General features: G+C 59.7%; 23 protein-coding genes. 13 read left to right on the top strand and 10 right to left on the bottom strand.

The features are described from left to right. Window positions 1-36 precede the first annotated feature (36 nt). On the bottom strand, window positions 37-486 hold the full coding sequence (locus GSQ77_RS25485) for a universal stress protein (protein WP_158906029.1): 450 nt from the start codon (window positions 484-486) through the stop codon (window positions 37-39). A 134-nt stretch (window positions 487-620) separates the two neighbouring features. Continuing rightward, entirely contained in the window at window positions 621-1,595 is a 975-nt protein-coding gene (locus tag GSQ77_RS25490) for an NAD-dependent epimerase/dehydratase family protein (protein ID WP_158906031.1), read from the bottom strand. Window positions 1,596-1,691: 96 nt separating this feature from the next. On the opposite strand from GSQ77_RS25490, the gene GSQ77_RS25495 reads away from it, so the two are divergent. Both GSQ77_RS25495 and GSQ77_RS25500 read left to right on the top strand, forming a co-directional pair. Continuing rightward, the gene (locus GSQ77_RS25495) at window positions 1,692-2,579 is read left to right on the top strand and encodes a LysR family transcriptional regulator (RefSeq protein WP_158906033.1); all 888 of its coding nucleotides are present in this window, start codon (window positions 1,692-1,694) and stop codon (window positions 2,577-2,579) included. A 115-nt stretch (window positions 2,580-2,694) separates the two neighbouring features. Then, complete coding sequence (locus tag GSQ77_RS25500) at window positions 2,695-3,660, top strand: D-2-hydroxyacid dehydrogenase family protein (protein WP_158906035.1); 966 nt, start codon at window positions 2,695-2,697, stop codon at window positions 3,658-3,660. 13 nt (window positions 3,661-3,673) lie between these two features. On the opposite strand, the gene GSQ77_RS25505 is transcribed toward GSQ77_RS25500, so the two are convergent. Beyond that, entirely contained in the window at window positions 3,674-4,312 is a 639-nt protein-coding gene (locus GSQ77_RS25505) for a glutathione S-transferase (RefSeq protein WP_158906037.1), read from the bottom strand. A gap of 196 nt (window positions 4,313-4,508) precedes the next feature. On the opposite strand from GSQ77_RS25505, the gene GSQ77_RS25510 reads away from it, so the two are divergent. Further along, a complete protein-coding gene (locus GSQ77_RS25510; protein WP_158906039.1) occupies window positions 4,509-5,270 on the top strand; it encodes a hypothetical protein in 762 nt (253 codons plus the stop codon). A gap of 126 nt (window positions 5,271-5,396) precedes the next feature. Continuing rightward, window positions 5,397-6,530, top strand: coding sequence for an ABC transporter substrate-binding protein (locus GSQ77_RS25515; RefSeq protein ID WP_158906041.1), 1,134 nt, complete (start codon window positions 5,397-5,399; stop codon window positions 6,528-6,530). Between the two features lie 155 nt (window positions 6,531-6,685). Here the strand turns inward: GSQ77_RS25515 and GSQ77_RS25520 are convergent, their stop codons facing one another. Next, window positions 6,686-7,615 carry a LysR family transcriptional regulator gene (locus tag GSQ77_RS25520; RefSeq protein WP_158906043.1) on the bottom strand — a complete coding sequence of 310 codons (930 nt, stop codon included), beginning with the start codon at window positions 7,613-7,615 and terminating at the stop codon, window positions 6,686-6,688. 173 nt (window positions 7,616-7,788) lie between these two features. Between GSQ77_RS25520 and GSQ77_RS25525 the strand changes: the two genes are divergently transcribed. Then, window positions 7,789-8,493, top strand: coding sequence for an SDR family NAD(P)-dependent oxidoreductase (locus tag GSQ77_RS25525; protein ID WP_158906589.1), 705 nt, complete (start codon window positions 7,789-7,791; stop codon window positions 8,491-8,493). 30 nt (window positions 8,494-8,523) lie between these two features. Here the strand turns inward: GSQ77_RS25525 and GSQ77_RS25530 are convergent, their stop codons facing one another. After that, window positions 8,524-9,288 carry an SDR family oxidoreductase gene (locus GSQ77_RS25530; RefSeq protein WP_158906045.1) on the bottom strand — a complete coding sequence of 255 codons (765 nt, stop codon included), beginning with the start codon at window positions 9,286-9,288 and terminating at the stop codon, window positions 8,524-8,526. Between the two features lie 139 nt (window positions 9,289-9,427). Between GSQ77_RS25530 and GSQ77_RS25535 the strand changes: the two genes are divergently transcribed. Together GSQ77_RS25535 and GSQ77_RS25540 are read left to right on the top strand one after the other, a co-directional pair. Continuing rightward, complete coding sequence (locus tag GSQ77_RS25535; protein ID WP_158906047.1) at window positions 9,428-10,345, top strand: LysR family transcriptional regulator; 918 nt, start codon at window positions 9,428-9,430, stop codon at window positions 10,343-10,345. A gap of 226 nt (window positions 10,346-10,571) precedes the next feature. Next, a complete protein-coding gene (locus tag GSQ77_RS25540; RefSeq protein ID WP_158906049.1) occupies window positions 10,572-11,531 on the top strand; it encodes a cation diffusion facilitator family transporter in 960 nt (319 codons plus the stop codon). Between the two features lie 35 nt (window positions 11,532-11,566). Here the strand turns inward: GSQ77_RS25540 and GSQ77_RS25545 are convergent, their stop codons facing one another. The 4 genes from GSQ77_RS25545 to GSQ77_RS25560 all read right to left on the bottom strand — a co-directional run bounded on the left by GSQ77_RS25545 (window position 11,567) and on the right by GSQ77_RS25560 (window position 16,888). Continuing rightward, window positions 11,567-12,841, bottom strand: coding sequence for an MFS transporter (locus GSQ77_RS25545; RefSeq protein WP_158906051.1), 1,275 nt, complete (start codon window positions 12,839-12,841; stop codon window positions 11,567-11,569). Between the two features lie 25 nt (window positions 12,842-12,866). Next, window positions 12,867-14,588: a ubiquinone-dependent pyruvate dehydrogenase gene (gene poxB / locus GSQ77_RS25550; protein ID WP_158906053.1), complete on the bottom strand. Its 1,722-nt coding sequence runs from the start codon at window positions 14,586-14,588 to the stop codon at window positions 12,867-12,869. A 233-nt stretch (window positions 14,589-14,821) separates the two neighbouring features. Beyond that, window positions 14,822-15,175 carry a winged helix-turn-helix domain-containing protein gene (locus GSQ77_RS25555; protein WP_158906055.1) on the bottom strand — a complete coding sequence of 118 codons (354 nt, stop codon included), beginning with the start codon at window positions 15,173-15,175 and terminating at the stop codon, window positions 14,822-14,824. 207 nt (window positions 15,176-15,382) lie between these two features. Continuing rightward, on the bottom strand, window positions 15,383-16,888 hold the full coding sequence (locus tag GSQ77_RS25560; RefSeq protein WP_158906057.1) for a PAS domain-containing sensor histidine kinase: 1,506 nt from the start codon (window positions 16,886-16,888) through the stop codon (window positions 15,383-15,385). 368 nt (window positions 16,889-17,256) lie between these two features. Between GSQ77_RS25560 and GSQ77_RS25565 the strand changes: the two genes are divergently transcribed. Both GSQ77_RS25565 and GSQ77_RS25570 read left to right on the top strand, forming a co-directional pair. Then, window positions 17,257-17,976, top strand: a complete 720-nt coding sequence (locus GSQ77_RS25565) for a response regulator transcription factor (protein WP_158906059.1) — start codon at window positions 17,257-17,259, stop codon at window positions 17,974-17,976. Then, window positions 17,969-18,304 carry a response regulator gene (locus GSQ77_RS25570; RefSeq protein ID WP_254067788.1) on the top strand — a complete coding sequence of 112 codons (336 nt, stop codon included), beginning with the start codon at window positions 17,969-17,971 and terminating at the stop codon, window positions 18,302-18,304. The genes GSQ77_RS25565 and GSQ77_RS25570 overlap by 8 nt, the downstream gene beginning before the upstream one ends. 34 nt (window positions 18,305-18,338) lie before the next feature. On the opposite strand, the gene GSQ77_RS25575 is transcribed toward GSQ77_RS25570, so the two are convergent. Next, a complete protein-coding gene (locus GSQ77_RS25575) occupies window positions 18,339-21,086 on the bottom strand; it encodes a LuxR C-terminal-related transcriptional regulator (protein WP_158906063.1) in 2,748 nt (915 codons plus the stop codon). A gap of 472 nt (window positions 21,087-21,558) precedes the next feature. Here GSQ77_RS25575 and GSQ77_RS25580 point away from each other — a divergent pair, with 472 nt between their 5' ends. The 4 genes from GSQ77_RS25580 (at window position 21,559) to GSQ77_RS25595 (ending at window position 26,535) form a co-directional block, all read left to right on the top strand. Then, a complete protein-coding gene (locus tag GSQ77_RS25580) occupies window positions 21,559-22,866 on the top strand; it encodes a sensor histidine kinase (protein WP_254067789.1) in 1,308 nt (435 codons plus the stop codon). A gap of 207 nt (window positions 22,867-23,073) precedes the next feature. After that, window positions 23,074-23,316 (top strand): YtcA family lipoprotein, encoded by a 243-nt coding sequence (locus GSQ77_RS25585; RefSeq protein ID WP_158906067.1) that lies wholly within the window; start codon window positions 23,074-23,076, stop codon window positions 23,314-23,316. Between the two features lie 18 nt (window positions 23,317-23,334). Then, the gene (mdtN, locus tag GSQ77_RS25590; protein ID WP_158906069.1) at window positions 23,335-24,387 is read left to right on the top strand and encodes a multidrug transporter subunit MdtN; all 1,053 of its coding nucleotides are present in this window, start codon (window positions 23,335-23,337) and stop codon (window positions 24,385-24,387) included. Between the two features lie 9 nt (window positions 24,388-24,396). Next, window positions 24,397-26,535 (top strand): FUSC family protein, encoded by a 2,139-nt coding sequence (locus GSQ77_RS25595; protein ID WP_158906071.1) that lies wholly within the window; start codon window positions 24,397-24,399, stop codon window positions 26,533-26,535. Window positions 26,536-26,589: the final 54 nt, after the last annotated feature.

The following is a 26,589-nucleotide window of genomic DNA, read 5'->3' on the forward strand; positions in this document are numbered from 1 at the left end:
ATTCGCAACCACCTGACCAGGGCCACAAGCTTAGCCCTACTCGCGGGTTTCTATCAGTACCGCACAAGGCGACTGTTCGATGACTTTTCCGCAGGTCGACGGGTTGGCCCAGCGGCGTAGCCGTGACAAATGGTGATGTCCCATCACAATGACCTCCGCAGTCAGCAGCCGGGCTTGTTCGATGACGACGTCGGACGGATTTCCCGGGCAGAGGTGTTGTTCCACGGTGAGATTCCGGCCGGCAAGCTGTGCGGCTGCGGCAGCCAGGGCTGCTTGTGCGAAAGATGTCTGCGCGTGTGCCGGCGGATAGATCAGGCCATCGGACGCGACACCGCTTTCGCAACCGGGGGGCAGCAAGTAGGATGGGTCGACAACGCATAGCAGGTGTATGGTTGCCGTGCCTGGCGCCGCCACGCGGCTGGCCAGGTCGACGGTATGGACACTCTGGGGTGTGCCGTCCAGCGGAACGAGGAGGATATTGAACATGATTGGGGATAAAGTCCGAAGTGATGTACCGCGGATGCCGGCGGCGATGAGGACGGCTTAGTCGTTTGTGCAGTATAGCCCTGAGCTGAATGACCGCAATGGGGCACCCATCGCCTCATGCAATCCAGCGTGCGCTAACCCTGCTGCAAGTTCCCCATTCCCGCCAGAGTCGCCTCGACCGCCTCGTCGAGAGACGTGTGCGGTTCGCGGCCGAGTGCCGCTACCAGTCGCGCGTTGCTCATACGCACAGGTGTTTTCCAGAGATAGCGCATCTCGCCCATTTCGCGGAAGGTTGTGACGAACGGTGAAGCCAATACGAGTAGCCACCAGGGAAATGCTGCGACGCGCGGTGCGGTCCCGGTTCGGCGCACGACCACGCGACGGATCGCATCGCTCATCTGTGTACCGTCTGCGTCCCAGTGGCCCTCCATATGGAAACTGGCGAAGGCACCCAGTGTGTCGCGGCGTGCGAGCAGTTCGACCACGGTGCGTCCAACGTCCGGCAGGTATGACCATTGATGCCCGACGCCACGCTGCCCCGGATAGCTGATGGTTTTCACCGGCCGACCCTGCTTGACGAGGCCTTGCGAGAACCAATTGCTACCCGCCTTCGGTCCGAAGAAGTCTCCCGCCCGCACGATCAGCACGCGTGCTCCTTCACGGCTGGCCTTTTGCAGCCGCTGCTCCAGTTCGACGCGAATGGCCCCCTTGCGTGTCGTCGGGCGCTGCGGTGTGTCTTCCGTTAGCACCGGGAAAGCATCAGGGCCGTAGTTGTAGACAGTGCCGGGCAATACGATGGTCGCTCCCTGAGCTGCGGCCGCAGCAATGGTGCTGTCGAGCATCGGCAGCACCAGTTCCGACCAGCGGCGGTATCCCGGCGGGTTGACTGCGTGGACGATCACCGAGCAGCCTGCCGCGGCGTTCATTACGTCCTCCCGGTTAAGCGCGTCGCCCCGAATCCACTGGATGCCGTCTTTGTGCTCGATGGCTTGCTTGGTACCACGCTTTAATGCCCGGACGTCCCAACCCGCGTCGCGCAACTGGCGCGCCACTTCACCGCCAATGCCACCGGTGGCGCCCAGGACCAGAACTGTGCTGTTGATTCCCATGATTTCCTCTAAAAGAAAGTGTCGATGGCTGCATTCTGGGGCGACCGAGGTTAAACGGGAATTGCCTAATAGTGTTCATTCGCTATACATTAATGTATGAAATCAAATATCGGTTGGGAGCTCTACCGCACATTTCTCAGCGTACTTAAAGAGGGTTCGCTGTCTGGTGCCGCTCGGGGTCTGGGCATCACCCAACCAACGGTGGGGCGCCATATTGCTGCATTGGAGCAGGCCCTGGGCGTTGCGTTGTTCACGCGCTCACAGCTCGGTCTAACTCCGACCGAGGCGGCGTTGGGCCTGCGGACCTACGCCGAGACGATGGAGAGCACTGCAGCCTCGCTCGAACGGGCAGCCACGGCCCACGGCGAAGGGGTGCGCGGCGTGGTGCGTGTGTCGGCGAGCGAGGTAATGGGTGTCGAGGTACTACCGCCCATTTTCGAGCAGTTGCGGCGGCGCTACCCTGAGCTGAAAGTCGAACTGGTACTGAGCAATCGCGTACAAGACCTGTTACGGCGGGAAGCGGATATCGCCGTTCGCATGATGCGGCCCGAGCAGGAGCAACTGGTCGCACGCCGCGTCGGCAACATCGAAGTCGGCCTGTATGCGCGCAAGGACTACCTGGCTCGGCAAGGCGTGCCACGCCGGGCCAGCGAGCTGGCAGGGCATTCCCTGATCGGATATGACCAGCCGAGTGTCTTCGTGCGCAAGGCCAGCCGCTCGTTCTTAGGCTTTAACCGCGAGTCGTTCTCGATATGCACCGACAGTGACCTTGCGCAGCTTGCGATGATTCGTAGCGGTGCGGGGATAGGCGGCTGCCAGGTTGCTTTGGCCGGGCGCGACGACACGCTGACGCGCGTGTTACCGACTGAATTCTCGTTGCAGCTGGAGACCTGGGTGACGATGCATGAAGACCTTCGCACCAGCCCGCGTTGCCGTGTCACGTTCGATATCCTCGTCGCAGGGCTTGAACGCTACATCGCGTAGTTCAATGCCGGTCCAATTCGGGAGTTGCAGAGTTGAATATTCCCGCGCCGCTGTGCGATAGTCTCAGATAGCCTCGCCGTTGGGCGCCTGAACCCCTGAACCTGGAGCATGCAACATGAACCCCAAATTGCCTATCAAGGTAGCGATCCTCGATGACTATCAGAACGTCGCGTTGAGCATGGCGGACTGGTCGCCTCTCAAGCAGATGGCCGATATTACGGTGTTCAACGACCACGTCGCCGATACCGGCAATCTGATTCAACGCCTGCAGCCATTCGACGTCGTATGCGTGATGCGAGAGCGCACACCGTTGTCCCGCGAGATCATGGAAAGCCTGCCAAACCTGAAGTTGATTGCCTCGACCGGCGCAGGGAATGCGTCTATCGATCAGGACGCCGCCGCGGAACGCGGGATCGAAATCCGTCACACGGGCTATTCGTCCACGCCGACGATTGAATTCACGTGGGCGCTGATTCTGGCAATGGCCCGCAATGTTTCTCTTGAGAATCAGTCGCTGCGGCAAGGGGGGTGGCAAGTTTCACTTGGCGAGGAGCTGGCGGGCAAAACGCTGGGATTGCTCGGGCTTGGGCGCGTCGGGTCGGCTGTCGGCATCATAGGGCGGGCATTCAGAATGAACGTCATCGCATGGAGCCAAAATCTCACCGCGGAGCGCGCCGAGGAAAAAGGCGTGCAGCTCGTCAGCAAGGATGTACTGTTCTCCACAGCCGATTTTTTGTCGATCCACGTGCGATTCAGCGAGCGAACCCAAGGTCTGGTCGGGGCGACGGAACTCGCGCAGATGAAACCCACGAGCCGGCTGATCAATACGTCCAGGGGACCGATCGTCGATCACGCCGCGCTGCTTCGGGCACTCACGACCGGTCAGATCGCGGGCGCAGCACTGGACGTGTACGACGTCGAACCGCTAGACAACCCGCACCCTCTGCGCGAATTGCCCAACGTGCTCGCGACGCCTCATATCGGCTATGTGTCGAAGGAGTTGTATCGCACCTTCTATAGCGATACTGTGAAAAACATCGTTCAGTGGCTCGATGAGACCGGACGTTCTGCGCAAGGCTAGGGGATGACCGTGGTTAGCCACCGTTCTGATAGGTGCTCGAGCCGTATGGCGCAGCCTTGAACTCTGCCAGCGACTCGGCTTGTGACGAGAGGTTACGCAGCGTTGGGTAGTTCGCTGCGTCGACCACATCGGGAAGCATCATTTGTATGAAGTGCCACGCGACCGCTGTGGTCACACCCGCTTGATTGATGGTGTCGCTGGTAACCTCGAACGGCTGGCGACCCAGTTCAGATTCGAGCGCCTCAATGGCGGCAATAAGTTGGCCGGTCACCCGTGACACCCAGGGTTCGTGTAGTTTCTCAGCCGGGCGCAGGTTCTGTTCGTAGACAATCTGCACGCTCTTCTCGCACGCCGCTAGAGCGAGCCCGATCACGCGGAGCGCGTGTTGACGCGCGGCGATGCCAACAGGCATCAGACTCTTGCGTGAAGCGGCGAGGACCTCGGCATACTCAAGGATCAGTGTTGACTCCATGAGTACTTCCCCATCGTCACAGATGAGCGACGGCGCTTTGACGACAGGATTGATTTTCTGAAACTGCGCAAAGGTGCTGAAGACTGAGACAGACTGATGCTCAAAGCGCAGACCGAGAAGTTGCAATGAGATCGCGACGCGACGCACATACGGCGAATCGAGCATACCGATGAGTTCCATGGGTTCTCCTATTTGGATTGATCAGTGGAATCCGACCTGGCGCATTGCGATCGTGGCTGCTGCACGCGCCGTCGTGCGCCTATTGGACCAAAGGCCAATGTCGGTATTCCAAACTAACCTGTATTCTATTTTATGATCGATTGGGTGTGTGTCGTGCGTTCGAGACGATTTGCGAGCGGAGAAGGAGGGTAAACGAGTGAGCCACGTTGAGATCGCTCTGATCGTGTTTGCCTGCGTATTTTGCAGCGCGTTGCTTGGCCTGTATGTGCGTACCCTTTTGCCAGAGCACCACCTTAGCGATGAATCAACCGGTGTCTTGAAGCTGGCGGTTGGTTTGATAGCAACGATGGCCGCGTTGGTGCTTGGCCTGCTGATTTCGTCGGCAAAGAGTTCGTTCGATACCGTGAACGGCGAGGTAGTGGGCAATGCCGCCAACATCATCCTCCTCGATCGCGCTCTGGCCAAGTACGGCCCGGAAACGAAGGAGGTCCGTGATTTGCTTAAGCAGAGGGTCGACATGTCGATCCAGATAATCGCTTCCGGCAAACCTGAGCAAATCGCAAAACTTCGTGGCATCGAGGCAGTCAGGCGGGCGGAAAGCCTTCAACTCAAGCTTGAGGAACTGTCGCCGCACAGCGACGCGCAACGTCAACTGCAGGCACGCGCCGTCCAGATTGCGAATGAAGCGTTGGCTGAGCGCCAACTTACGATGCTGCAAGCTGTGGGCTCGACCCCCGCACCATTGCTGATATGCCTGGTGTTGTGGCTCTCCATTATCTTTTGCGCATTTGGCCTGTTCACTTCCGCCAACGTCACAGTCATTGTTGGGTTGTTGCTGGGCGCATTGTCCACTTCCGGCGCAATATTTCTGATCCTCGAGATGAACACACCGCTTGAAGGGGTGGTCACGGTCTCGCTCGCACCGATGCGCGAGGCACTCGCCATGCTCGGCCAGTAGCGGCGATAGGTGTCACGCACGGCAACCGTGAGCGTCAGAGAACATGACCTCGCGCAGCGATCGATAGCGTGCGCAGCGTGTGCCGTTCCGCTATATTAGCGACACCCCCGCCAATCAGGAGCCACCATGACGCGTACCGCTCTGTTCCTCGCCACTTTACTCAGCGTGACTACGGCCCAAGTCCAGGCGGCCGAGCCGATCCGGATCGGCATCACCACGATACTCAGCGGTCCCACCGCCGATCGGGGGCAGTCCGAACAATATGGTGCGCAGCTGGCTTTGAACCACATCAACGAGAGCGGGGGCGTGCTGGGACGGCCGGTCGAAGCGTTCTATGCCGATAACGCGTGCAAGCCCGCCATCGGCGTCCCGGCGACGCAGCGGCTGATCGAGCGGGAACACGTACCGGTCATCATCGGGGCGCTGTGCACCCCGGTCACCCACGCCATCATGCCGGTCATCGAACAGGCGCACGTGCCGCTGATCATCGCCACTTCGGCGGGGCAGGATTTCGTCGATGCCTCCGGCGTCGGCGGCAATGTGTATGCGTTCAAGACCATTCCTTCCGAGGTTGATATCGCCGGTGGTTTGGTGCGCTACCTGGTCGCGCACAACGTCAAATCGGTGGCCGTCGTCTCTGCCGCCGGGGGTTTTCCGCAGCTTAGCGCCGACGCTATCGCGAAGGCGGCCAAGGAAGCCGGCCTGCAGGTGACCGACCAGGAAAGATTGGCGCCCGGCACGACCGATTTCGGCCCGGTAATCGATAAGCTGAAAGCTGGCAATCCTGACCAATTGGTGACTGTGCTCGGTCCGTTTACCGCCGGTTTCTTCCGCGCGTATGAGACCTCGGGCTGGAAGGTGCCGGTGACCGGACGCGTCGACTTCCAGACCGCGCTCGCCGCGGTTTCCCCACAGTTCCGTGCAGCCGGCGGCTTGGCGACTCTGACCGGGGTGGCGGTGTTTACGCCTGACCAGGATTTGCCCGGCGTGAAAGCTTTCGTGGCCTCGTATAAAGCCCATTACGGCTTGGTGCCGACGCAGCGCGCTTTCTTCGTCTATGAGGCAACCTTATTGGCGGTGGATGCGATCCGCCGGGCCAAATCCGACCAGCCCGAAGCGATCGAGGCCGCGCTCAGGACCACCGAAATGCCTTCGGCGCTCGGCGGCACCTATGCGCCCGACGCGCATAATCACGCCCATACCCCATTGCAGATCGTGGGCATTCGCAATGACCGTGTCGCGGTGATCGCTAACGAATAACTGAATTTGATGGCGCCATTCATCAGTTGTCTATCGAATGGCGCCGGCATTTGCTTTTTCAGACCAACGCAATAATTCGGCACTAAAGTCTTGTCGCTTAGATGTCGGTTTTAGCACTCCGAGTCCGCGTCTTTTCAGCCGCCCGTCAATGCGATTTATGTCGGCACCCTCTGCCGACATACAGTGAGCACCAGTTGCCGGAGCCAACGATGAACAGGGTCGACCTCTAAGCGAGGATGCCACATCTGCGATACCGTAATTTTTTCGGTTGTCACAGGCAGCTCGAAAGCGTAGGTGTTTCTGTTTAGGGCAGATTCTTGATGTTCAGGTTGGTTGCCCAGAAATGAGGCAGGCACGAGAGCGATCAAATCGGAGGCTCGAGCCACGGCCAGCGCAGCGGGAAAGCTTGGGACCACGGCGACGATCGTTCGTTCTAAACCTAAGGCAGCCAACGCTTGATCTACCGGACCGCTTGCGCGCTCGCGGCGCGAAGCGACAACGTGGCCGAAGGCGATGTAACGTTCGGCGGTGACCTCGTGCTCCAGTTCGAGCGGATGGCCCTTTCTGACGACACCGAGAAAGCGATCCCGGAACAGCGCCTGCACGCGCACTTCCGGTCCCATTTCGCCCAAGACACCGATCTCAAGGTCGGTTGAACCCTCTCGCAAATGGGCTGCCGTCTTCTCAGGCTTGGGTGCGAAGCGCAAACGCACGAGCGGCGCGATTGCCGTCGCCGCGGCGATGAGCGGAGCACCAAACGCCTCCACAAAGCCGTCGTTGGCTCGAATCGTAAAAGTTCGCTGCAAGGTTGGGAAATCCGGCTCTGTCGTCGAGGGACGAAGTACGGCGCGTGCCTCATAAACCGCATTTTGTGTGCGTTGCCGAAGCGCCTCCGCGTGGGGAGTCAATACCATACGACGCCCTGCGCGAACCAATAATGGGTCACCGATCGCCTCTCGCAACCGAGTTAACGTTCGACTCATTGCCGAGGCGCTCAATCCCAGTCGACGCGCGGCGCCAGCGACGCTGCCATCGGCCAGCAATACGTCGAGCGCAATGAGTAGATTCAAATCGGGTTCGGGCATGCCCGATCGTAGCACCAACCATCCAGGCATGGCGTTTGGTGCATGTTATAAGTGCAAACCTTGCGTCTTCCGCCATGCCTTCCAAATCGATATATTCCCTGGACCGGCTCACCAACGAGCGCGCAGTTCGTCAATGCCACCTTCAATCAGGTTTCATCAACAGGGAGCTACCAATGCAAGACTTATCTCCACAGAAAACCGTTCTCCTCATCGGTGCATCGCGCGGCCTCGGCTTCGCAATGGTCGAGGAATACCTCAAGCGCGGCTGGCGAGTGATAGCCACCGCTAGGCAGAGCTCCCCAGAAAAGCTTCTTCAACTCGCGAAAACTTCGCATGGAGCGCTCGAAGTTGAAACAGTCGACATCACGCTTGCGGAGCAGGTCGCCGCGCTACGCGGTCGTCTTGAGGTTCGACGACTGGATGTGCTGTTCGTGAATGCCGGTGTCAAAAACGACGATCGTGAAACGATCGCCGATGTCTCGACCGAGGAATTTGTGCGCGTCATGGTGACGAACTCGTTGAGTCCCATGAGAGTGATCGAGGCGTTTCAGGACCTCGTGCAGCCGACCGGAACGATAGGCGTCATGTCGTCCGGGCAGGGGAGCCTGACAAACAACGATAACGGCAACTATGAGGTCTACCGAAGCAGCAAGGCCGCACTCAACATGTTCATGCGTAGCTTTGCTGCGCGCCACCGAAGCGACGCGAGAACCTTGTTACTGATGGCGCCCGGATGGGTGCGCACGGATATGGGCGGTCCGCAAGCGCGTCTGAGCATCGAAGAAAGCATCCCGAACTTACTGAGCACGATCGAGGCTTACGAAGGCCGTTCCGGCTTGCATTACCTGGACTACCTCGGCAGAGTCGTTCCTTGGTGAACGGCGGCACGAGATAGCCTGCAAGGGCGGTTACGTACGTGTGATCGATGCGCCGCCGTCGACCAGCGAAGCGGTACCGGTCACAAAGGACGAGTCGTCGGATGCAAGATAAAGCACCGAGCGGGCGAGCTCTTCCGGCTGTGCGATCCGCTTGAGCGCATGCAACCCGGTCACGAAGGCCTGCGACTCGGCGGTGTCGTTCATGCCGCGATACATCGGTGTGTCCACGGCGCCAGGCAGAATGGCGTTGACGCGCACACCTTGCGGTCCATACTCGGCGGCAAGCGCCTGCGTCAGTCCAATCAATCCTGCCTTGCTCGCGGCGTATGCCGCGGTGCCGGGGAAAGCGAATGAGTAGCCGACGAACGTCGATGTGAAAATGATGGATCCACCGCCTTGCTTCAGCATTTCGGGGATCTGGTGCTTCGCACCCAAAAAGGCGCTCGTCAGATTCGTCGCCAACGCGGCCGACCAGCCTGCCTCTGACACGCCTGTGGTCGGGCCCATTTCGCCCAGGGTGCCGGCGTTGTTATAGGCGATGTCAAGACGCCCGAAGGTACTGACGGCTAGCGCGACCAGCGCTTTCGCGAAATCCTCCGACTGCACGTCGCCCGCCAGAAACGCGGCTTCACCCCCTTCGCTGACAATCTCGGCGGCGAGCGTTTCAAGTTCAGCTTGGCGGCGCGCCGCGATCACGACTTTTGCGCCTTCCGCGGCGAACAGTTTTGCGGCGGCACGGCCAATTCCCGCACTGGCGCCGGTCACGATGGCGACTTTTCCTGTTAAGCGTTGCATGTTTAATCTCCTGCTGCAGTTTATCGGCCAGTGCACTATGCCTTGGCCCGTGAGAAGCAATATAGGCTTGAGCAACAACTGCAGAAAGGCGTAAAAGATGGATATATCATTCAGTATTTGTGAATGATCGAGGGCGGATATGGATAGGCTGCGCGCTTTTGAAGTGTTCGTGACGGTGGTGAGCCGGGGCAGCTTCACGCGCGCAGCCGATGCGCTCGAAACATCGCCCGCCAACGTGACTCGCTACGTGAATGAGTTGGAAGGGCATCTCGGCACGCGCTTGCTGAATCGCACCTCACGCAGGCTTTCTCTCACCGAGGGCGGCGAGACCCTTTACGCCCGCTGCAAATCTATTCTTGACGACGTTGCCGAGACTGAGGGACTCGTGTCGTCAACCTCGGTCAAACCGCGCGGTCGACTACGCATCAATGCACCTGTGAGCTTTGGGATTTTGCATCTGGCGCCGCTATGGCCGGAGTTCATGCGGAAATATCCCGACGTGGAACTCGACATTGCGTTGAGTGACCGAGTGGTCGATATCGTCGAGGAAGGCTATGACCTCGCCATTCGCATCTCACGCGCCGGCTCAACCAACCAGGCAGCCCGGAAGCTGGCGACATCGAGAAACATCCTGTGTGCATCGCCAGCCTATCTGGCGCGTTGCGGATACCCCGCAGTGCCCGCTGACTTGATTGAGCATCGATGTATCGGCTATTCGTATGCGGCGGCCGGCGACGAGTGGCAACTGATCGATGTAGACAGTAAGCCTCACGCCGTGAAGGTCAACTGCCACATGCATACCGATAACGGCGATACGGCGCGCGCGGCGGCACTCGCTGGGCAAGGCGTGATCTGGCAACCCACGTTCCTGGTCGGCGGCGACCTACGCGCCGGCAAACTCGTTCAGGTCTTGCCTGAGTATCGCTTGCCTGATATCGATGTACTCGCGTTGTACCCGAGCCGTCGACATCTGAGTGCGAAGATACGCGCGATGGTCGATTTCCTGGTGGATGCGTTCGGCGGGGTGCCGCCGTGGGATCGGGCGGATGGAGCTTGAGTGGGTGCTTCCCATCGAGATCGGGGCAATAGACGCAGCCGGCCAGGTCCGCGACGAACATCCGATTACCGGGAACGTTGAGCGCGACGCCGATTCCCTCCATCAGGTGCGCAACGAGGACAGGCGACTACGACATTCGATGCGGCACCAGATTGCACTGCATATAATCTGGCTCACGGCCCAATGTCTTCCCGACACACGACAATTCCAACCGTCGAGGTAACGCATGACGAGGTCCCCCTTTACATCCAGACAGATCGTCTACCTTGCCCTGGCGGGCGACGTGCTGGTCACCGTCACCAAGGGGATCGCAGCCGCATTGACGGGAAGCGCGGCCATGCTGAGCGAAGCTGTCCATTCGCTGGTCGATTCGGCCAACGAAGCGCTACTGCTGCACGGATACAGAATGGCGGCTCGCCGCCCCGACAGTCTCCATCCGCTAGGCTACGGCCGCGAACTCTATTTCTGGAGCTTCATCGTCGCTCTTATGCTGTTCGGACTCGGCGCGGGCGTATCGCTTTACGAAGGCGTGCAACGCATCCTGACGCCGAAGGAGATCGATCATCCGTATGTCAACTACATCGTGCTGGCGTGCGCCTTCGTGTTCGAGAGCGTCTCGTGGCTCGCCGCATTCCGCAAGCTTCGAGCGACCCGCGGCGGTCTCGGTTATTGGGAAGCCATTCACAAGAGCAAGGACCCACCTTCCTTCATGGTGCTGTTCGAGGACAGCGCAGCACTTCTGGGCATCGTCATCGCGGCGCTCGGTATTTTTCTTTCACAAAAGCTGGCGCTTCCCGTGCTCGATGGAGTCGCGTCCGTGATGATTGGACTTGTACTCGCGTGCGTCGCGACCATCCTGGCCAACGAAAGCAAAAGCCTGCTCATCGGCGAGCAGGCGTCGCCCGTGCTCGTCTGCGCCGCGATGGCTTTGGCGTTGGAGGAGCAGGGAGTTGTCAGTGCGAATGGAGCCCTTACTGTCCACCTGTCTCCGGACCAGATTCTCGTAGCATTGAGCGTTGAATTTAGTGAGGAGCTACGGTCACCGGAAATAGAGCGTTGCGTGGAATCCATAGAAACGAGGATCTGCAACGCGCATCCGGAGATCGTCGCGCTGTTCATCAAACCGCAGACGCGACAGAGGTTCGAGCAGTGGAAAGCAACGCGTTACGGCCGGGCCGACGGGTGAAGATGAGGGGTAAACGCTGGTCCGGATGTACCGCCTCACGCGCTCGCGCGTCCGCGCGGTCCGGTCTCGCGCATGAACATCGCAAGCACCATGGCGAGCGCGATGCCACCGAGCAGCCACGACCCGGCTGTGCGGAACACCGGCAGGTTCATTGCGCCGCCGTTTGCGAGGTGGCCGAGCAGCTTGCCATACACGGGCGTGAGTAACGCGCTGAATGAGAACACCAGGAAATTGATCGCACCGCTGGCGCTGCCTTTCACGTTGTCCGGATTGACTTCCTTGATCACCGTGTAGGGCAGCATTGCCGCACCGGAGCCGACGCCGAGCAGCAGGCCGAGCACGTAAGGCGGCGCCACACCGGCAGGCAGATAGTAAATGCCAGCGCCCGCCGCAAGCATGAGCATCGCGCCGGCGATCAACACCGGCTTGCGGCGGCCGAGCCGGTCGGACAGGTAGCCTAACAGTGGGCAGCCGATCACCCAGCCAAGCGGCACCATGCTCACGCGATTGACGGCTTCTGCATAGCTGACGTTGAGACCGTTGTGCAGGAACGGAATACCCCAGATCATGTCCCCCACCGTAGTCGGCAAGAACAGCAGGCCGGCGCAGAAACCGCAAAGGTAGGACTGCGGATTGGACAGCACTGTCTTGTACGGCGCGAACATCTTCATCCACAAGCGCTGGCTGGCTGGGCTATCGTCATGGACCGCCGGTGTCACGATGAGCACGAGCACGGCGATCAAAAGGATTACGACGCCGGACATCCACCAGAACTGCTGCCACGTGATGAGGCCGTGAATCAGCGGCGCAACGGCGAACTGACCTGCGGAGCCGCCCAGCATGCCGAAGCATTGAGTGAAACCGACCGCCGTCGCGAGAGAACGCGGCGGAAAGCCGCGCGTGGCAAGATACACCGCACCGATAAACCCACACGCCGAACCCGCGCCTTGCAGCAGGCGGCCGATCTGTGCAGCCTCCACGGTGCCCAGGCCGAACAGCGCTGCCCCGACGGCAACGAGGACGATGCCGGCCGGAATGACGGCCCGGCCACCGAGCCGATCGAGCAATGCACCGCAAACGATCGAGAACAGCGCGTAGGTATAGTAGTACAGGCCGACGAGGGCACCCACACCCAGCGCATCGCGGGCGAACGCCGCACTCAACTCGGGCATCATCACGCCCGGTGCGGAGCGCAACATGTACTGCATGAAGTAGAACGCGGCGCAGAAAAGCCACGCGATGACGAAACCCATGTGCATGGGCTCGCGGGCTGATGCAACATTGACAGTGCTTACGGCGTTGCTGGACATGGCTCGATTTCCATTGCGGGCTGAATTATCGGAACAGATTGACCTTTGCGAGGTCAATGAGCTGCTGGCCTCGACCATCCATGACGGCACGAAGCATAAACAGTCCAAAGTGGTAAGTTTGGTCAGCGGTGGTCGCAGGAGGCATCACGAGCTCCTGGCGTGCGCTCACTACGTCGACGAGAGCCGGACCCGGATGCGCGAATGCTTCGCGCAGGGCCCCTTCCAGCTCCGCAGGGTGCTCGACGCGCACGCCTTTGATTCCAATCGCATTGGCCATCGCAGCGAAGTTCGGATTTTTCAGGTCACATCCCGTATCAATGAACCCACTGGCCTTCATCTCCATTTCCACGAAGCCCAGCGTTCCATTGTTGAGCACGACGACTTTGACCGGCAAACCCGCTTGAATCAGCGTCAAAAACTCACCCATCATCATGGTGAAGCCGCCGTCACCCGACATCGAAATCACCTGCCGGTCTCTGAAGGCGGCCTGCGCGCCAATCGAATGCAACAGCGAGTTGGCCATCGAGCCGTGATTGAACGAACCGACCAGCCGTCGTTTGCCGTTCATCTTCAGATATCTGGCCGCCCATGCGACGGGGGTACCGACGTCGCAGGAGAAGATGGCGTCCTCGTTCGCGAGTTCGCTGACGAGGCGGGTCACGTACTGCGGATGGATGGTGCTGCTGCCCGATTCCGGCTGCGCGAGCGCATCCAGACTCTTGCGAGCCTTGCGATAGTCGTCGAGCGCGTGATTCAGGAAGCTGCTGTCCGCGTTCTGCTGAATCATTGGAAGAAGTTCATCGAGCGTATCTTTGACGGTTCCCAATACGCCGAGCTCTATCGAGCAGCGATTGCCGAGTGCTTCCGCCCTTGTATCGACTTGCGCGATGGTCACCCCCTCCGGGTAGAACTGCCGATAAGGAAAGTCGGTGCCCAACATCAGGAGCATGTCGCAACTCTTCATCGCTGAATAGCCGGAGGTGAACCCGATAAGGCCCGTCATCCCCACATCGAACGGGTTATCGTATTCGATGTACTCTTTTCCTCGCAGCGAGTGCACTATCGGCGCTTGCAGCTTACGGGCGAGTTCTACGACTTCCGCGTGGGAGTCCTTGCAACCCGCACCACAAAGCAGCGTCACTCGCGACGACTGGTTCAACAGACTCGCGAGCTTGGCGACTTCGTCGTTCGATGGGTGTATCACCGGAGCGCAAGGGGCACTCCATTTCGGCGCCGATTTTGTGAGAGGTCCCAATGCCACATTGCCCGGTATGACGACAACAGCGACGCCTTTACGCGCAACTGCCGTGCGGATGGCACGACTCAAAACTTGCGGTAGTTGGTCAGGACTGTGGACGACTTCGACGTAGTGGCTACATTCCTTGAACAGCATTTCGGGGTGGGTAGACTGAAAATAGTCGATGCCGATTTCCGTACTGGGGATATGTGCGGCGATAGCAAGAACAGGAACTCCGCTACGATGGCTGTCGAACAAGCCGTTGATAAGGTGCAGATTCCCGGGGCCGCAGCTTCCACAACAGACTGCGAGCTGCCCCGTGAGATGAGCCTCGGCGCCAGCGGCGAAAGCCGCGCTTTCCTCATGCCGCATGTGAACCCATTCAATCGAACCGTCTCGGCGCAGGGAATCAGTGAATCCATTAAGCGAATCCCCCACGACACCGTACACACGCTTCACTCCGGCACTTACTAATGCACCAACCATGTAGTCGGCCGCTATCGTTGCCATTTCACATCTCCACAGGTAAAAAACGGACGTTTCGTTGCGCTATGTTTTTGATGATAATTGGCGCGGAGAAGGACGGCTATTACATGAATCTGCAATCCGCGCAGAGAAACCATGGGCGCTCGATGCTCGCTGAGCAACGAGGCCAGACACCTGGACGTGCCTTGGATTACATAAATAGGTAACGTTTTTGGCCTGCGGCTCCATCACCGGCAAGCCGTGCTTTTGAAAGCGGATTATGTGGGCGTCGAAGCGAGGTTCGAATGGTGACTAAGTAGTTGGACATGCACCTGTGCTGGCTGGACCGGTCTGAGCAGGCGATAGCCGAGAGCCGGCACCGATACAAGCAACTTACGATGTGCGCCCATCATTTTGCGGATCATGCTGATCTGTACGCGAAGGTTGTTTTCGCCAACTATGGTGGTCGGCCACACTTGGTTTGTAAATTTCTCCTTCGTCACCAGTGCGCCATTGGCCTCGATCAGGATGAGCAACACATCCATTGCTTTGTAACCGAGTTCGACAAGGACATCGTCGACGTATACCTCTCGTCGGTCCGCGAACACGGTCAGGTTCTCAATGCGAATCATTGCGGTAAATGTCCATATGGGTGAGACCGCTGTATTTGGATAGCGATCTGCGCAGGCCAGCGACTCCGATAGCGGCGTCAACTTCATCGAGCCGTGGCGGCTTCAGTGTCCTACCTGCCTGCGATGGTAGTGGGCAGGATGTCTGAGCGCAATTACATGAAACTGGAGTGATTCTGAATTCGCTTTCGCCCGCCCTTGTTGGAAAATCTAGGCAGGCAAGACTGGCAGGACGACGCTGAAGGTTGCTCCGTAGCGTTCGTTATTGGCGGCAGTAAGACGTCCCTCATGAGCTTCGATAATGGATCGAGACACGGCGAGCCCGATGCCCATTCCCTTGCTCTTTGTCGTGAAGAATGCGTCGAATATGCTGTCGCCGCCAACGATACCCGAACCGTTGTCGACGACCTCGAGCAGCACGAACTGGTCGTCAAGGGGGCATGCGGTAATGAGAATCTTAGGCGTGCGTCCCGAGTTTTCCGTGGCCTCTATTGCGTTCATGATCAGGTTAAGAAGGACCTGCTGAATCTGTATCTGGTCGACGAACACCGGAGGCAGGCTATCGGGCAGATCGAACTCGATCTCGGCGGTATGCTTGGCTTCGTCTTCCTGTAGCAGTCGTACGGATTCGAGGACCATGTCTTTCACGTTTCGTTGGCGCTTCTGGAACGATTGCCGCTTGAACAGTGCGCGTATGCTTTGCATGGTCTCGTCGGCGGAGCGAGCATCTCGAACCACGCTTTCCACGGAAGTCCTGGCTTCGCTCAAATTTGGCGGATAGGCTGCGAGCCACCGTTTGCAGGCCTGCGCATTGGCGATAACGGACGTGAGAGGCTGATTGAGTTCGTGTGCGATGGATGCAGAGAGTTCCGCGACCGTGGCAATCTGGGTTGCCCGTGCGAGGTCCGCCTGAGCCTGTCTGAGCCGGTCCTCCGCACGCTGCCGTTCGTCGATATCAAGACTGAGTCCGCACCATTGGACAATGTTGCCATCGCAGTCTCTCATTGCTTCGGCGGTGTGCTGGAACCACCGGTAAGCCCCGTCCTTTCGGCGAAGCCGAGCAACGTGGCTGTACGGTTCGCCAGTCTCGATCGAGTGTGTCCATGCCTGAAGGAGGCTGTCCACGTCGTCAGGATGAAGAGTCTTCCGATAGCCGAGGTCCGCGAGTTGCGAAACATCCAGACCAACAAAATCGAAGGTTTTTCGATTGATGTAAGTGAGCCCCCCTCGCGGACTATTGCACCAGAGCATGGCGGGGATGGTCTCAGTCAGTTTCTGCAGCTGATGCTCTCGTTGTTCGAGCGCCATTTCCGTTTGCTTGAGATATGTGGCCCTCCAGATCATCGCGGGCAATGCGTCTATGAGTCTTCGTAAATTCGGTATGGTTTCTTCGATTTCCATTACGAGGAGGTGGCGCCGAGAGACCAGTTCGGCACTAAGCCATGCCGCCGCGATCGCGACGGTGCAACGGGCGATAGCGCCGGAGGTAAGAGGAGAGTGATTGAATGCCAACGCCGCTGCGGCCATCCCAAGCGAGGCGAACCCGGCAGCCAGGCGCCCGAAGCCGCGGCCAAAAAAGTGCGCGAACAGGATAACGAAGAGGAGGCCAAGGCAGCCCGTAATGGGTTCCAGTAACCCTGCGACCCCTGACACACCTGATATGGCGACGCCGAGGGCGGCATTGCGAGACGAGTGTGGTATCAACACGGTACGCATGTCTACCCCGGAATTCGTCGGCGCATTGGATAGTGATACTCTGTGTTCCCGCCACGATTGGCATGATAGGGATTTCTATGCATCCGGTTGTCGATGCGGCGGCGTTTCAAAGCAGATGTTCCAGCGCCGTATCAGGCGTTACCGGTTGGGCCTATGAGGCGATAAGATAAACTTACAACTTCATACTGCGTGGCGCCATTACATATTCATGTAAGGCAGAATACGGCTGCCCATGCTTCCGGGCGACGGTTCGGACGGCTATAATTTTCGGGTCGGCACGACCGTGTGAGATGTCAATTCAACGAGACCATCGTGGACCGACCATGCCGACGTTAGGAGAGGCTTTCACCTAACAACAAAGGGGCTTCATGGAATCCGCAAGCGAACTGGTCTATTTGGTCGACGATGACGCACGGGTGCGAGATGCGCTCGCTGCGCTGCTGCGCGCAAACGGAAGACACGTCCAGGCATTCGACTCCGGCAGAGAGTTTCTGGACACACCGCGTCAAAACGTCGTTGCATGTCTGATCCTGGACATGAGAATGCCAGGCATGAGTGGACTGGAAGTTCAGACCCTTGTCAGCAGGGACTCACAGATTCCCGTTATTTTCATTACCGGAAGGGGCGATGTGCCGTCCACGGTCCTGGCCATGAAGGGCGGGGCTGTTGAGTTCCTCACAAAACCCCTCGATGAAGATGCGTTGATGCGCGCGGTCGATGCGGCACTCGCCAGGGCACATGTGCTTCGCGAGGAGGCGGAGGAGGCCGCGGCGCTCCACGCTCTGCATCAATCGCTGACGCCTCGCGAGCAGGAGCTTTTGCCGTTACTCGTCAGTGGCTTGCTCAACAAGCAGGTGGCGGGAGTCCTTGGTATCACTGAATACACCGTGCAGGTACATCGCGGCCACATCATGAAAAAAATGCAGGCGGATTCATTTGCCACTCTGGTCAGGCAGGCAAGCAGACTGCGGCTCGAAACGTCGTCGACACAACATTCGATGCCTGACGCTAGCACCGATTCTTTGTTGGACTCTATGACTCGGAGAAAAAATGCCCGCGCCTCGGATTCGAACCGTTGCCGTGATTGATGATGATCGACGGGTCCTGAAATCGCTTGCCAACCTCCTGGCCTCCGGTGGGTATGAAACACGGACCTACGAATCTGCACTGAATTTCTTCTCCGACGGCGACTCGGGTCTGGTATGCGTTATCACCGACCTGGGAATGCGACCCATTGACGGCATTCAGGTGCTCGAAAGAACGGTACATTCGAGCGCACTTACGCCCGTCATAATTATCACCGGCAAACCGACTGAGTATACGGAAGACTACTATCTGCGCAGGGGAGCATTGGGCTTCTTCAAAAAGCCTATCGATGGAGATGCATTGCTGGACCTGCTCGATGGTATAGCTTGATTGTGCTACACGCGCTGTGACCTTTGCATGCCGCCTAGTGTGGACCGACAAGACTGAGGTCCCGCGCACGTGCAACGGCTTGCGCGCGCCGATCGACGCCTAGTTTGATGAAGAGGCTTTTCACATGGGATTTGACGGTTTCCGCTCCGATCCCGAGCGTTCTTGCGATTTCCTTGTTCGACTGTCCTCGGGCAATCAAGTCGACGATTTCGCGCTCCCTTGCGCTTAGCGATCCGCGCTCGGTGTCGCGCTGATGGTTGCCGCCGGGCTGATAGAGTACCCGCCAGCCGTGGAGCAGACGATTGATGTAGGCGGTCAGCTTGCTCGCTTGCGCCGTCTGCCGCGCGTCTTCGTACACGGCTTGCAGTAGCGGTCCGATGTCCGGTCCCACGTCGAGTAGGGATTGGTACACGCCTGCGGGCGCGGCGACCCTCAGGACTTCACGAAAAATCTCGACGGCACGCACCCGTTCGTTCGCTGCCAGCCAGACGAGCGCGAGCACGGTTCGCACGCGCATCGCGAGGAAGTCACTATGTCGGCATTCGACGCTGAGCAGTGCGGCGCTGAGCATCGCGGCGGCCTCTTCGGTCCGGTGCCGGGCCGCTGCAACGCGGGCCGCCCCGAGTGCCCAGTAATTCTCGATCTCTAGCGACCTGGAACGTGAAGGATGGGAATCCGACCGCGCCATCTGGTCGAGTTGCGCAACGCACGCAGCCGCCTCGACCACCCTGTCTTCCAGGACATATAGTCGTATCCGTTCGGCGAGGGCGGCGGCAATCATCCGTTCCCATTGACGCGCGCAACCCAACGCCTGCGCCCGATCGAGCAACGCGTACGCTTGCCTCATGTCCGAACGTGCGACTGCGATTCGGATCAGCAGGCGATAGGCAATTAACGCACTATCGAGCAAGACCGCAATGTCAATCACTGGCATCAACTCCGCAACTAGCTTCTCAGCTTCGTCCAGTCGGCCTTGTTCGTACCAGATTTGTCCTATCATCGGCGCGCACAACGCGACCGAGAGCGAACCGGGACCGGCATACCGTTCAGCCAGTTGCATCGATTCCGTGAAATACCGTTCGGCAAGCCCAAAGTGCAGCTGTTGCATCTCCGCATGCCCTAGCAGGCACAGCCGGTAGACCGACGAATACAGGTTGCGCTGGTCGTCTTCGATTGAATGGGCAATCCATGGCGTGGCGTAAAGCGCTTCGAGGTTGCCGGCCTTCCAATGCGCGAAGCGCACGACGTTGGATGCCACATTGATTGTCCAAATATTGGCAGACGGCCGCTCGAGGCAGGCCTGGGCGATAGCGAGCCCCCGCTCAGGCTCGTCCTTCAGCCCCGCGACGACCGAACGGATCGCTTGGCATTCCCACCGGATGTCTTCGGATTCGGCGCTAGTGCGAGGCTGGATATCTTGTTCGACCGGATTCAACATCGCGAGCGCCTCGTCGAAATGCATGGCGAGCGCCATGCCCCAAGCGATCGCCAGCGTAACGTTTACCTGTGTGCCGGGCAGACCCGCGGGAAACCGGCGTTGCAAACTGAGCAGCGTGAGCAGATCGCCTTTCTTGACCAGTGCCATCGCGCACCGCTCCATAAGGCGAATTGCGTTATCCGTAGTGCCCGCGGCGATCGCATGTTTGACCGCCTCAGTCCACAGCTCCTGCTCGCCATACCATTTGCACGCGCGGCAATGCAGCTCCGCCAACTCGTCGGCGTGCTGTGCCCCGAGCTTTTTGCGCAGGTACTCGCCCATCAGATGGTGATAGCGGAACCATTGCCCGTCGCAGTCGATCGCCTGCAACAGCAATTGGCTCCCGCCGATTTCGTCCAGCATGCGCTGGCTGGTGGGCAGGCCCGTTACCGCATCGCAGAGCGACGCACTCAACCGATCGAGTATCGACGTGCGCAGCATGAACTCGATCATTTCGGCGGGCAACCGTTCAAACATGTATTCGATGTAGGCGGCGAACGGCCGTGACTTGCCAGACGCTACATTATGCTGCTGAGCCGGTTGGCATTCCTTGCGCGAGAGCTCGGACATCGAGATGCGCAACGCCGCAGCCCAGCCTTCTGTGCTGGCAAAAAGCGTCTCGATGTGGAAGGCGTTCAGCATGCCGGGCAACGCGTGTTCGACGAAGTGCGTGGTTTCATCGAAGTCAAAACGTAGTGCCGACGCATCGATTTCCAGCAGGTCGTCTCCGGCTCTGAGCCGCGCAAGCGGCAGCGGTGGATCTGTACGACTGCAGATGACCACATGCACATGCGAGGGTGTCTTTTCGATAAAGAACGACATCGCGTCGTGGACTGCCGGAAGGCTGACCAGGTGATAGTCATCCAAAAACAGAACGACTTCGTCGTCGACTTCGACCAGCTCGTTGATCAGGGTGGAGACGACGGCGTGTGATGGGACGAACGCGGCGTCGGCCGTCAGGCTGATCGCCGTGGCGCCTACGTTGCCGCAGGCATGCTGCAACGCCTGCGCCAGGTAGTTCAGGAAGCGCGCGGGTTCGTCGTCCTCGGCGTCCAGCGACAGCCACGCCACTTGCGTACCGCTGGCGCGCAGCCGGTTGAGCCAACTGAGCGCCAGCGAAGTTTTGCCAAATCCGGCGGGCGCTTTGATGACGGTGAGACGTTTGGTCTCGGCACGCTCAGCCAGACCGGCGAGCCGCGGACGGTCGATCAAATCTGCCGGCAGGCGTGGCGCAACGACCTTCGTTGCGAGGAAAAGGTGCGGCCCCCTCGCGGGCGTCTCGGGCGTCTCTTCAGTCACGCGCATTTTCAGTCACACGCATTGTTATCGGGGGGGCGTGCTTGCCGCCACCCCCCATCGATTGAGCGCATCTCCCCAATAAGGGGGATGGTGGGCCGCGCCGCGCCGGGAGATCATGTATGCACCGGATTGAGATCGAAGCATGCCCCTTGACGAGGGGCGGCGCTTGTCGATCGCTGCCGGGCGGTCCACTGGGGCTTCGCCGGAAACGGCTCTTTCCGCCCCATGATACGCCGCATCGAATCGCATTGCAGAGTGTCGGGAGGGAACCTGTCGGTGCGCAGCCACGAAAGTCGCTGCGCCGGCGCTGCTCGTTAGTCGAAATCATGTCCCCGCCAATGATACCTATATCGCCGTGTTAGCCAACGTTCCAAAAATCAGTCTTCACTTGCGGGAAAAAACCGTATCCATCGCGGCCGATCTGACGCTTGTCGTCGAACGCACGCTTGCGATACTGAGGCAGCTCGACGGATACAAGTTGCTCGCACCGGCAGCGAAACAGGACGTTCACGAATCCGTTGCGCTGTCAGCCAAAGTATGGTTCGAGACGCTGCTGTCGGGCCAATCTCCATCGGCTCAGGACATGGACGTCTTTCGGGAAATCAGCCAAAGACGTGAGCATCAACGCGTGCCGCTGCAGAACTTGCTTCAAGCGCTGCGCCTAGGGTTGCGAGAGATCTGGAGCACATACGTCGCGCTGGGAGAGTTGGACGAGCGTATTGCCAAAGAACTGCTGGCCGACGTCTCGGTGTATCTCCTGGACCATTTCGATCTCGTTGCGCAGATCATGGTCCGGGCCTATCTGGCTGAGCAAACTCGGCAGCCTGGGTGGGCTGAATTGGTCACCGCAATCGAGGAGGGGGCGCGCCGATCCGAAAGCGTGCGACACCGTCTCGTCGCGCTCCTCGATCAGTTATCGGACGAGCCGGACCTGCTGTCGAGGCTCGAAGTCGACCACGCTCGAGAGCACCGTGGTACTGAAGCGGCCGGCGCGCAAGTGATGAAGTTCTTCGGCCTTGATGTCGATATCGATGACGGCGCGGAACTGTCGAAGGCCTTGCGCGATGCGCAGGAAAGGCTGGCGCAGGCGTCGAGGCTCGCGGCTGTTGCCGAACTGTCTGCCTCCATCGCCCACGAACTCAATCAGCCGCTCCAGGCCATAGTGGCGCATGGGCGCGCATGCGTGCGATGGCTCGCCGCAACGCCGCCCAAGATCGACGAAGCCAAATACTCGGCCGAGCAGCTTCTGCGCGACGCGAATGGGGCGGCCGACGTGGTAAGCCGCATTCGGGCGCTTTTCAGGCACACGGCGCCCCAAAAGGTCGATCTTGATATCAATAAGCTGATCCTTCAGGTCTGTACGCTGATGGCCGACGACATTCAGCGCAACGCGGTTTCGCTAGAGACAATATTGGGCGAAGACGTGTCGAAGATCAGCGCGGACGTGGTCCAGATTCAGCAGGTGATCGTGAACCTCGTGCGCAACGCCATTGAAGCGTTAGCGGCAACGCAGGAACGACCGAGGCTGCTAGTGATCCGCTCCCATCGCGATGCCGACAATGTGGTAATCGACGTGGAGGATCGCGGTACAGGACATATGGACTTTGAAAAGATCTTCGAACCATTCTTCACTACGAAAGAAACCGGAATGGGCATGGGACTGGCAATCTGCCGGTCCATCATCGAAGCACACGCCGGTCGGATTTGGGCCGTGCGCAATGTGTCCCGCGGCGTAACCTTCAAATTCAGCCTTCCGATAGAGAAATCGAACGCCACAGCACGTTGACGATGGCTGGCGGTATTGCCGGCGAAGACGTGGTGACGATCTCAGCGCTCGATTTACATCGTTGTTCCTTTCGGCGACACTACATATTCATGTAATGCGCATGCCTTTTTTTAGCGTTATTGTGGCGAGTTGGTGATAACCCCAGGGACAATTTTGAAACGATACGTTCCACCTGACAAAGGTAGAGGTCCAAAGCGTGCAATCGGTATGGCCGCGATTGTCGCGGTTCTCGAGTCTGGGTGCGCGTATGCGCCGTCCATTAACGTGCTCGGTTCGTACTTCCCGGACTGGCTGTTCTGTATCGTCGCGGGCGTTGTGCTCACGGTCGTCATCTATCTGATACTCAAGCGTTTTCAGGCCGGCCTTCTGCTGGGGCCTTCAGCCGTGGTGTATCCCACGCTGGTCACTTTCCTTTCACTCGCTGTCTGGTTAATGCTGTTCCAACATTGATCTGCTTCAGGTAACCCAATGGCGACGACTGTCAGTACGACAAAGAAGAGAACATGGCCGGCCATCGTCCTGGTCGTGGTGACGCTGCTACTGGTGATATTTGTCATCCACCGGCTGGATCGCACGCCTCGCACCGACGATGCCTACGTCTATGCGGATACGATCGACGTCGTGCCCGAGGTGAGCGGGCGCATCGTCGACCTGCCCGTGCACGACAACCAGGCGGTGAAGCAAGGTGAGGTGCTGTTCCGCATCGATCCGCGTCCTTATCAGGATGCGCTGACGCGGGGCAATGCGTCGCTCGTCGCGCTTGACCGGCAAATCGAGCTCACCCAGCGCACGGTCAATGCGCAGCAGTACAACGCGCAGTCGGTGCGTGCGGCCGTCGAGCGTGCGCGAGCCGCGGCCAGCCAGGCGTCCGATACGCTGCACCGCATGGAGCCGCTGTTGTCGCACGGTTATGTGTCGGCAGAAGATGTCGACCGCGCGCGCACCGCACAACGCGCCACGCAGGCCGAACTCAGCGCCGCGCAACTGCAGGCGCAGCAAGCGGCAGCGGCTGTGAGCGGGGTCGACGCGCTGGTCGCGCAGCGTGCTGTCGTCATGGCGGAGATCTCGATTGCCGAATTGAACCTCGAGTATGCGACGGTGCGAGCACCGTTCGACGGACGCATCGTGTCATTGAAGACGTCGATAGGTCAGTTTGTAACCGCGCTCAAACCCGTTTTCACATTGATCGATACGCGCCATTGGTACGTGGTTGCGAACTTCCGCGAGACGGAGCTCAAGGGCATCAGGGCGGGGACGCCTGCGACGGTGTACCTGATGAGCGATACGGACCAGCGCTTCCGGGGGAGCGTGGATTCGATCAGCTATGGCATCGCGTCCGATGAAGGCGGCCTTGCATTGCCCGGCGGATTGCCGCGCATTCAACGCACGATTAACTGGGTCCATGTGTCGCAGCGCTTCCCGGTAAAGATCCGGGTCGATAATCCGAACCCCGAGCTGTTTCGCGTCGGCACATCGGCGGTGGCGGTGCTGCATCCCGGCGGCGACGGCGAAAGCCATTGAGGAGTGCCCATGGCCGTCGCCGACTATCTGCCCGTTACGCTGCGCGATGCAGGCGATTTCCTGACACGCGAGCTGGCGCCTTTTCCTGGGCGGCTCAACGTGATGTTGCGCTGCATGCTCACGAGCGCCATCGTGATCGTCGCGTCGATGGCGCTCGAAGTGCCGGAGCTGGCGCTGTCGCTGCTGGTGGTGTTTTACGTCACGCAGTCGAACGTGGTGGTCACGCGGCTCGTCGGCCTGATGTTCATCGTCGGATCGACACTCGCAATCGGTCTGTCGATCCTGCTGCTGAAGTGCACTTTCGACTACCCGTTGGTACGCATCGTCGTCGCGAGCCTGCTGTTCTTCGGCAGCGTGTATTTGCTTCGCATTCTAAAGATTGGCGTGGTGTTCTTCATTGTTGCCATCGTCGTGATCTACGTGCAGAGCTTTGTGGACCAGACCGATCAGGCCGATTTGCTGATTCGCGCGGTGTTGTGGGTGTGGGTTGCCGTCAACTATGCGATCGCACTGGCGCTGGTGGTGAACACGTTGCTGTTGCCTGCCGAACCGCAATTGCAGCTCAAGGCGGAGATTCATCGGCAACTCACGACGCTGGAAACGTGCGTGACGCAACTGATAGCCGGCACAACGAGCGCCGCGCCGATCACGCTGGCTGCCGTCCAGCGCGGTGCGCTCTCGCTGCAGAAGCTGTTGCGATTCACCGCGATGCGCGACGCCCGCTATCGGGAGCATCAGGCGTTGCAACTGGCGTGCATCGCGACCGTGTCGCGCCTTCATCGTGGCGCGCATGAGTTACCACTTGAGTTACCACTTGAGTCGCCGGGAGCGACAGCAGCGCAACGGGCGGTGTTGCAGGAGTTGCGCGTAAACTGCCGCGCGCTCGATGAAGCGGTGATGTCGGGCGAGTCCTATCGCTACGCCGGCACCGCGACGGCGGAAGACCGTGCCGTCGCCAATACGATGCCTGCGGCCGTCGAATTGCAGCGTGCATTGCGCGCCTACGCCGATCTTGTCGCAAGCGGTACCGAACCGGGCAAGCCGCCCGCGAAAGAGCCGATGGTCGCGGCGGACGCGTGGACCAATCCTGCGTACATGCGCTTTTCACTGAAGACGATGCTTGCCGTGCTGGTCTGCTATGTGTTCTACAACGCCGTAGACTGGCAGGGCATCCACACGATCATGCTGACTTGCCTGATCGTCGCACTACCGAGCCTCGGCGCATCGACGCAGCGTGCGTTGCTGCGACTGTCCGGGGCCGCCGTCGGTAGTGCGCTGGCGCTGTTCATGGTCGTGTTCGTCGTTCCGCATCTTGACGACATCGTCGGCTTGCTGCTGATGGCGTTGCCCGTCGTCGCGCTGGGGGCGTGGATAGCGGCGGGTTCGGAGCGGATCGGCTATGCCGGCCTCCAGGTCATGTTCACCTTCTCGCTCGCATTGCTCGATCAGTTCGGCCCAGCCACGAATTTGACTGAAATCCGCGATCGGATGGTGGGCATTGCACTGGGCGTCGGCGTGGCGACCTTCGTGCAGATGTCGTTCTGGCGGGAGGGCGAGGGCGACGAGTTGCGGCAGAAGCTCGCCACGATGCTGCGCGCGATTGCCGCACAGTTGCGTGCTCCTCAGGCGGGCGTCGACCAACAGGACGAGTTGGCTTATGCGCAGCGGCAGTTGCAGGCGTGGGCCGTGCTAGCCGAGTGCGAAGCGACGCTGTCGCGTGTCGCGCTCGAGCCCAGTTGGCAGGAAGTGGAGCAGACGCAACTGACATTGCGCGCGCAAACCGTCCTCGCGCAGGGGCGCGAGATCATGCTCGCCTGCGATGCGTTGCGCAAGACGCTCGCGGCGCAAGTGGGATCGTCAAGCGCACCCGCTATCGACGCAGTGCGCGCGGCCCAGGAACGCTCGCGCGCCGAACTTAACCGATACGCGGACGAGCTTGTAATCAACCCACCCGATGCGCGCGCGCCGCGCCGCGTTGAGCCGGCTACGCAAGCCGTCGAACTGGCCCAACCGGCCCGACCGGCCCAACCGGCCGATCGACCGCTCATCGCCGCAGCGGACGAACTCTCGCGACAGATCGCGGGGCTGCCGGACTGGCGTGTCGAGGCGCGCGTCACGGTGCTGGCCTCACAGGCGGTAGGAACATGACTGTGCGCTCGGATCCCGGCACTTCCTCGTGGCGAGGCCGCGCCCTCGCCGTCG

The sequence above is a fragment of the Burkholderia sp. L27(2015) genome (assembly GCF_009765705.1).
Classification (GTDB): Bacteria; Pseudomonadota; Gammaproteobacteria; order Burkholderiales; family Burkholderiaceae; genus LMUX01.

Coding starts and splice junctions, on each gene's coding strand:
- GSQ77_RS25485 (WP_158906029.1), bottom strand. CDS start 486: ATGTTCAATATCCTCCTCGTTCCGCTGGACGGCACACCCCAGAGTGTC.
- GSQ77_RS25490 (WP_158906031.1), bottom strand. CDS start 1,595: ATGGGAATCAACAGCACAGTTCTGGTCCTGGGCGCCACCGGTGGCATT.
- GSQ77_RS25495 (WP_158906033.1), top strand. CDS start 1,692: ATGAAATCAAATATCGGTTGGGAGCTCTACCGCACATTTCTCAGCGTA.
- GSQ77_RS25500 (WP_158906035.1), top strand. CDS start 2,695: ATGAACCCCAAATTGCCTATCAAGGTAGCGATCCTCGATGACTATCAG.
- GSQ77_RS25505 (WP_158906037.1), bottom strand. CDS start 4,312: ATGGAACTCATCGGTATGCTCGATTCGCCGTATGTGCGTCGCGTCGCG.
- GSQ77_RS25515 (WP_158906041.1), top strand. CDS start 5,397: ATGACGCGTACCGCTCTGTTCCTCGCCACTTTACTCAGCGTGACTACG.
- GSQ77_RS25520 (WP_158906043.1), bottom strand. CDS start 7,615: ATGCCCGAACCCGATTTGAATCTACTCATTGCGCTCGACGTATTGCTG.
- GSQ77_RS25525 (WP_158906589.1), top strand. CDS start 7,789: ATGCAAGACTTATCTCCACAGAAAACCGTTCTCCTCATCGGTGCATCG.
- GSQ77_RS25530 (WP_158906045.1), bottom strand. CDS start 9,288: ATGCAACGCTTAACAGGAAAAGTCGCCATCGTGACCGGCGCCAGTGCG.
- GSQ77_RS25535 (WP_158906047.1), top strand. CDS start 9,428: ATGGATAGGCTGCGCGCTTTTGAAGTGTTCGTGACGGTGGTGAGCCGG.
- GSQ77_RS25540 (WP_158906049.1), top strand. CDS start 10,572: ATGACGAGGTCCCCCTTTACATCCAGACAGATCGTCTACCTTGCCCTG.
- GSQ77_RS25545 (WP_158906051.1), bottom strand. CDS start 12,841: ATGTCCAGCAACGCCGTAAGCACTGTCAATGTTGCATCAGCCCGCGAG.
- poxB (WP_158906053.1), bottom strand. CDS start 14,588: ATGGCAACGATAGCGGCCGACTACATGGTTGGTGCATTAGTAAGTGCC.
- GSQ77_RS25555 (WP_158906055.1), bottom strand. CDS start 15,175: ATGATTCGCATTGAGAACCTGACCGTGTTCGCGGACCGACGAGAGGTA.
- GSQ77_RS25560 (WP_158906057.1), bottom strand. CDS start 16,888: ATGCGTACCGTGTTGATACCACACTCGTCTCGCAATGCCGCCCTCGGC.
- GSQ77_RS25565 (WP_158906059.1), top strand. CDS start 17,257: ATGGAATCCGCAAGCGAACTGGTCTATTTGGTCGACGATGACGCACGG.
- GSQ77_RS25575 (WP_158906063.1), bottom strand. CDS start 21,086: ATGCGCGTGACTGAAGAGACGCCCGAGACGCCCGCGAGGGGGCCGCAC.
- GSQ77_RS25585 (WP_158906067.1), top strand. CDS start 23,074: ATGGCCGCGATTGTCGCGGTTCTCGAGTCTGGGTGCGCGTATGCGCCG.
- mdtN (WP_158906069.1), top strand. CDS start 23,335: ATGGCGACGACTGTCAGTACGACAAAGAAGAGAACATGGCCGGCCATC.
- GSQ77_RS25595 (WP_158906071.1), top strand. CDS start 24,397: ATGGCCGTCGCCGACTATCTGCCCGTTACGCTGCGCGATGCAGGCGAT.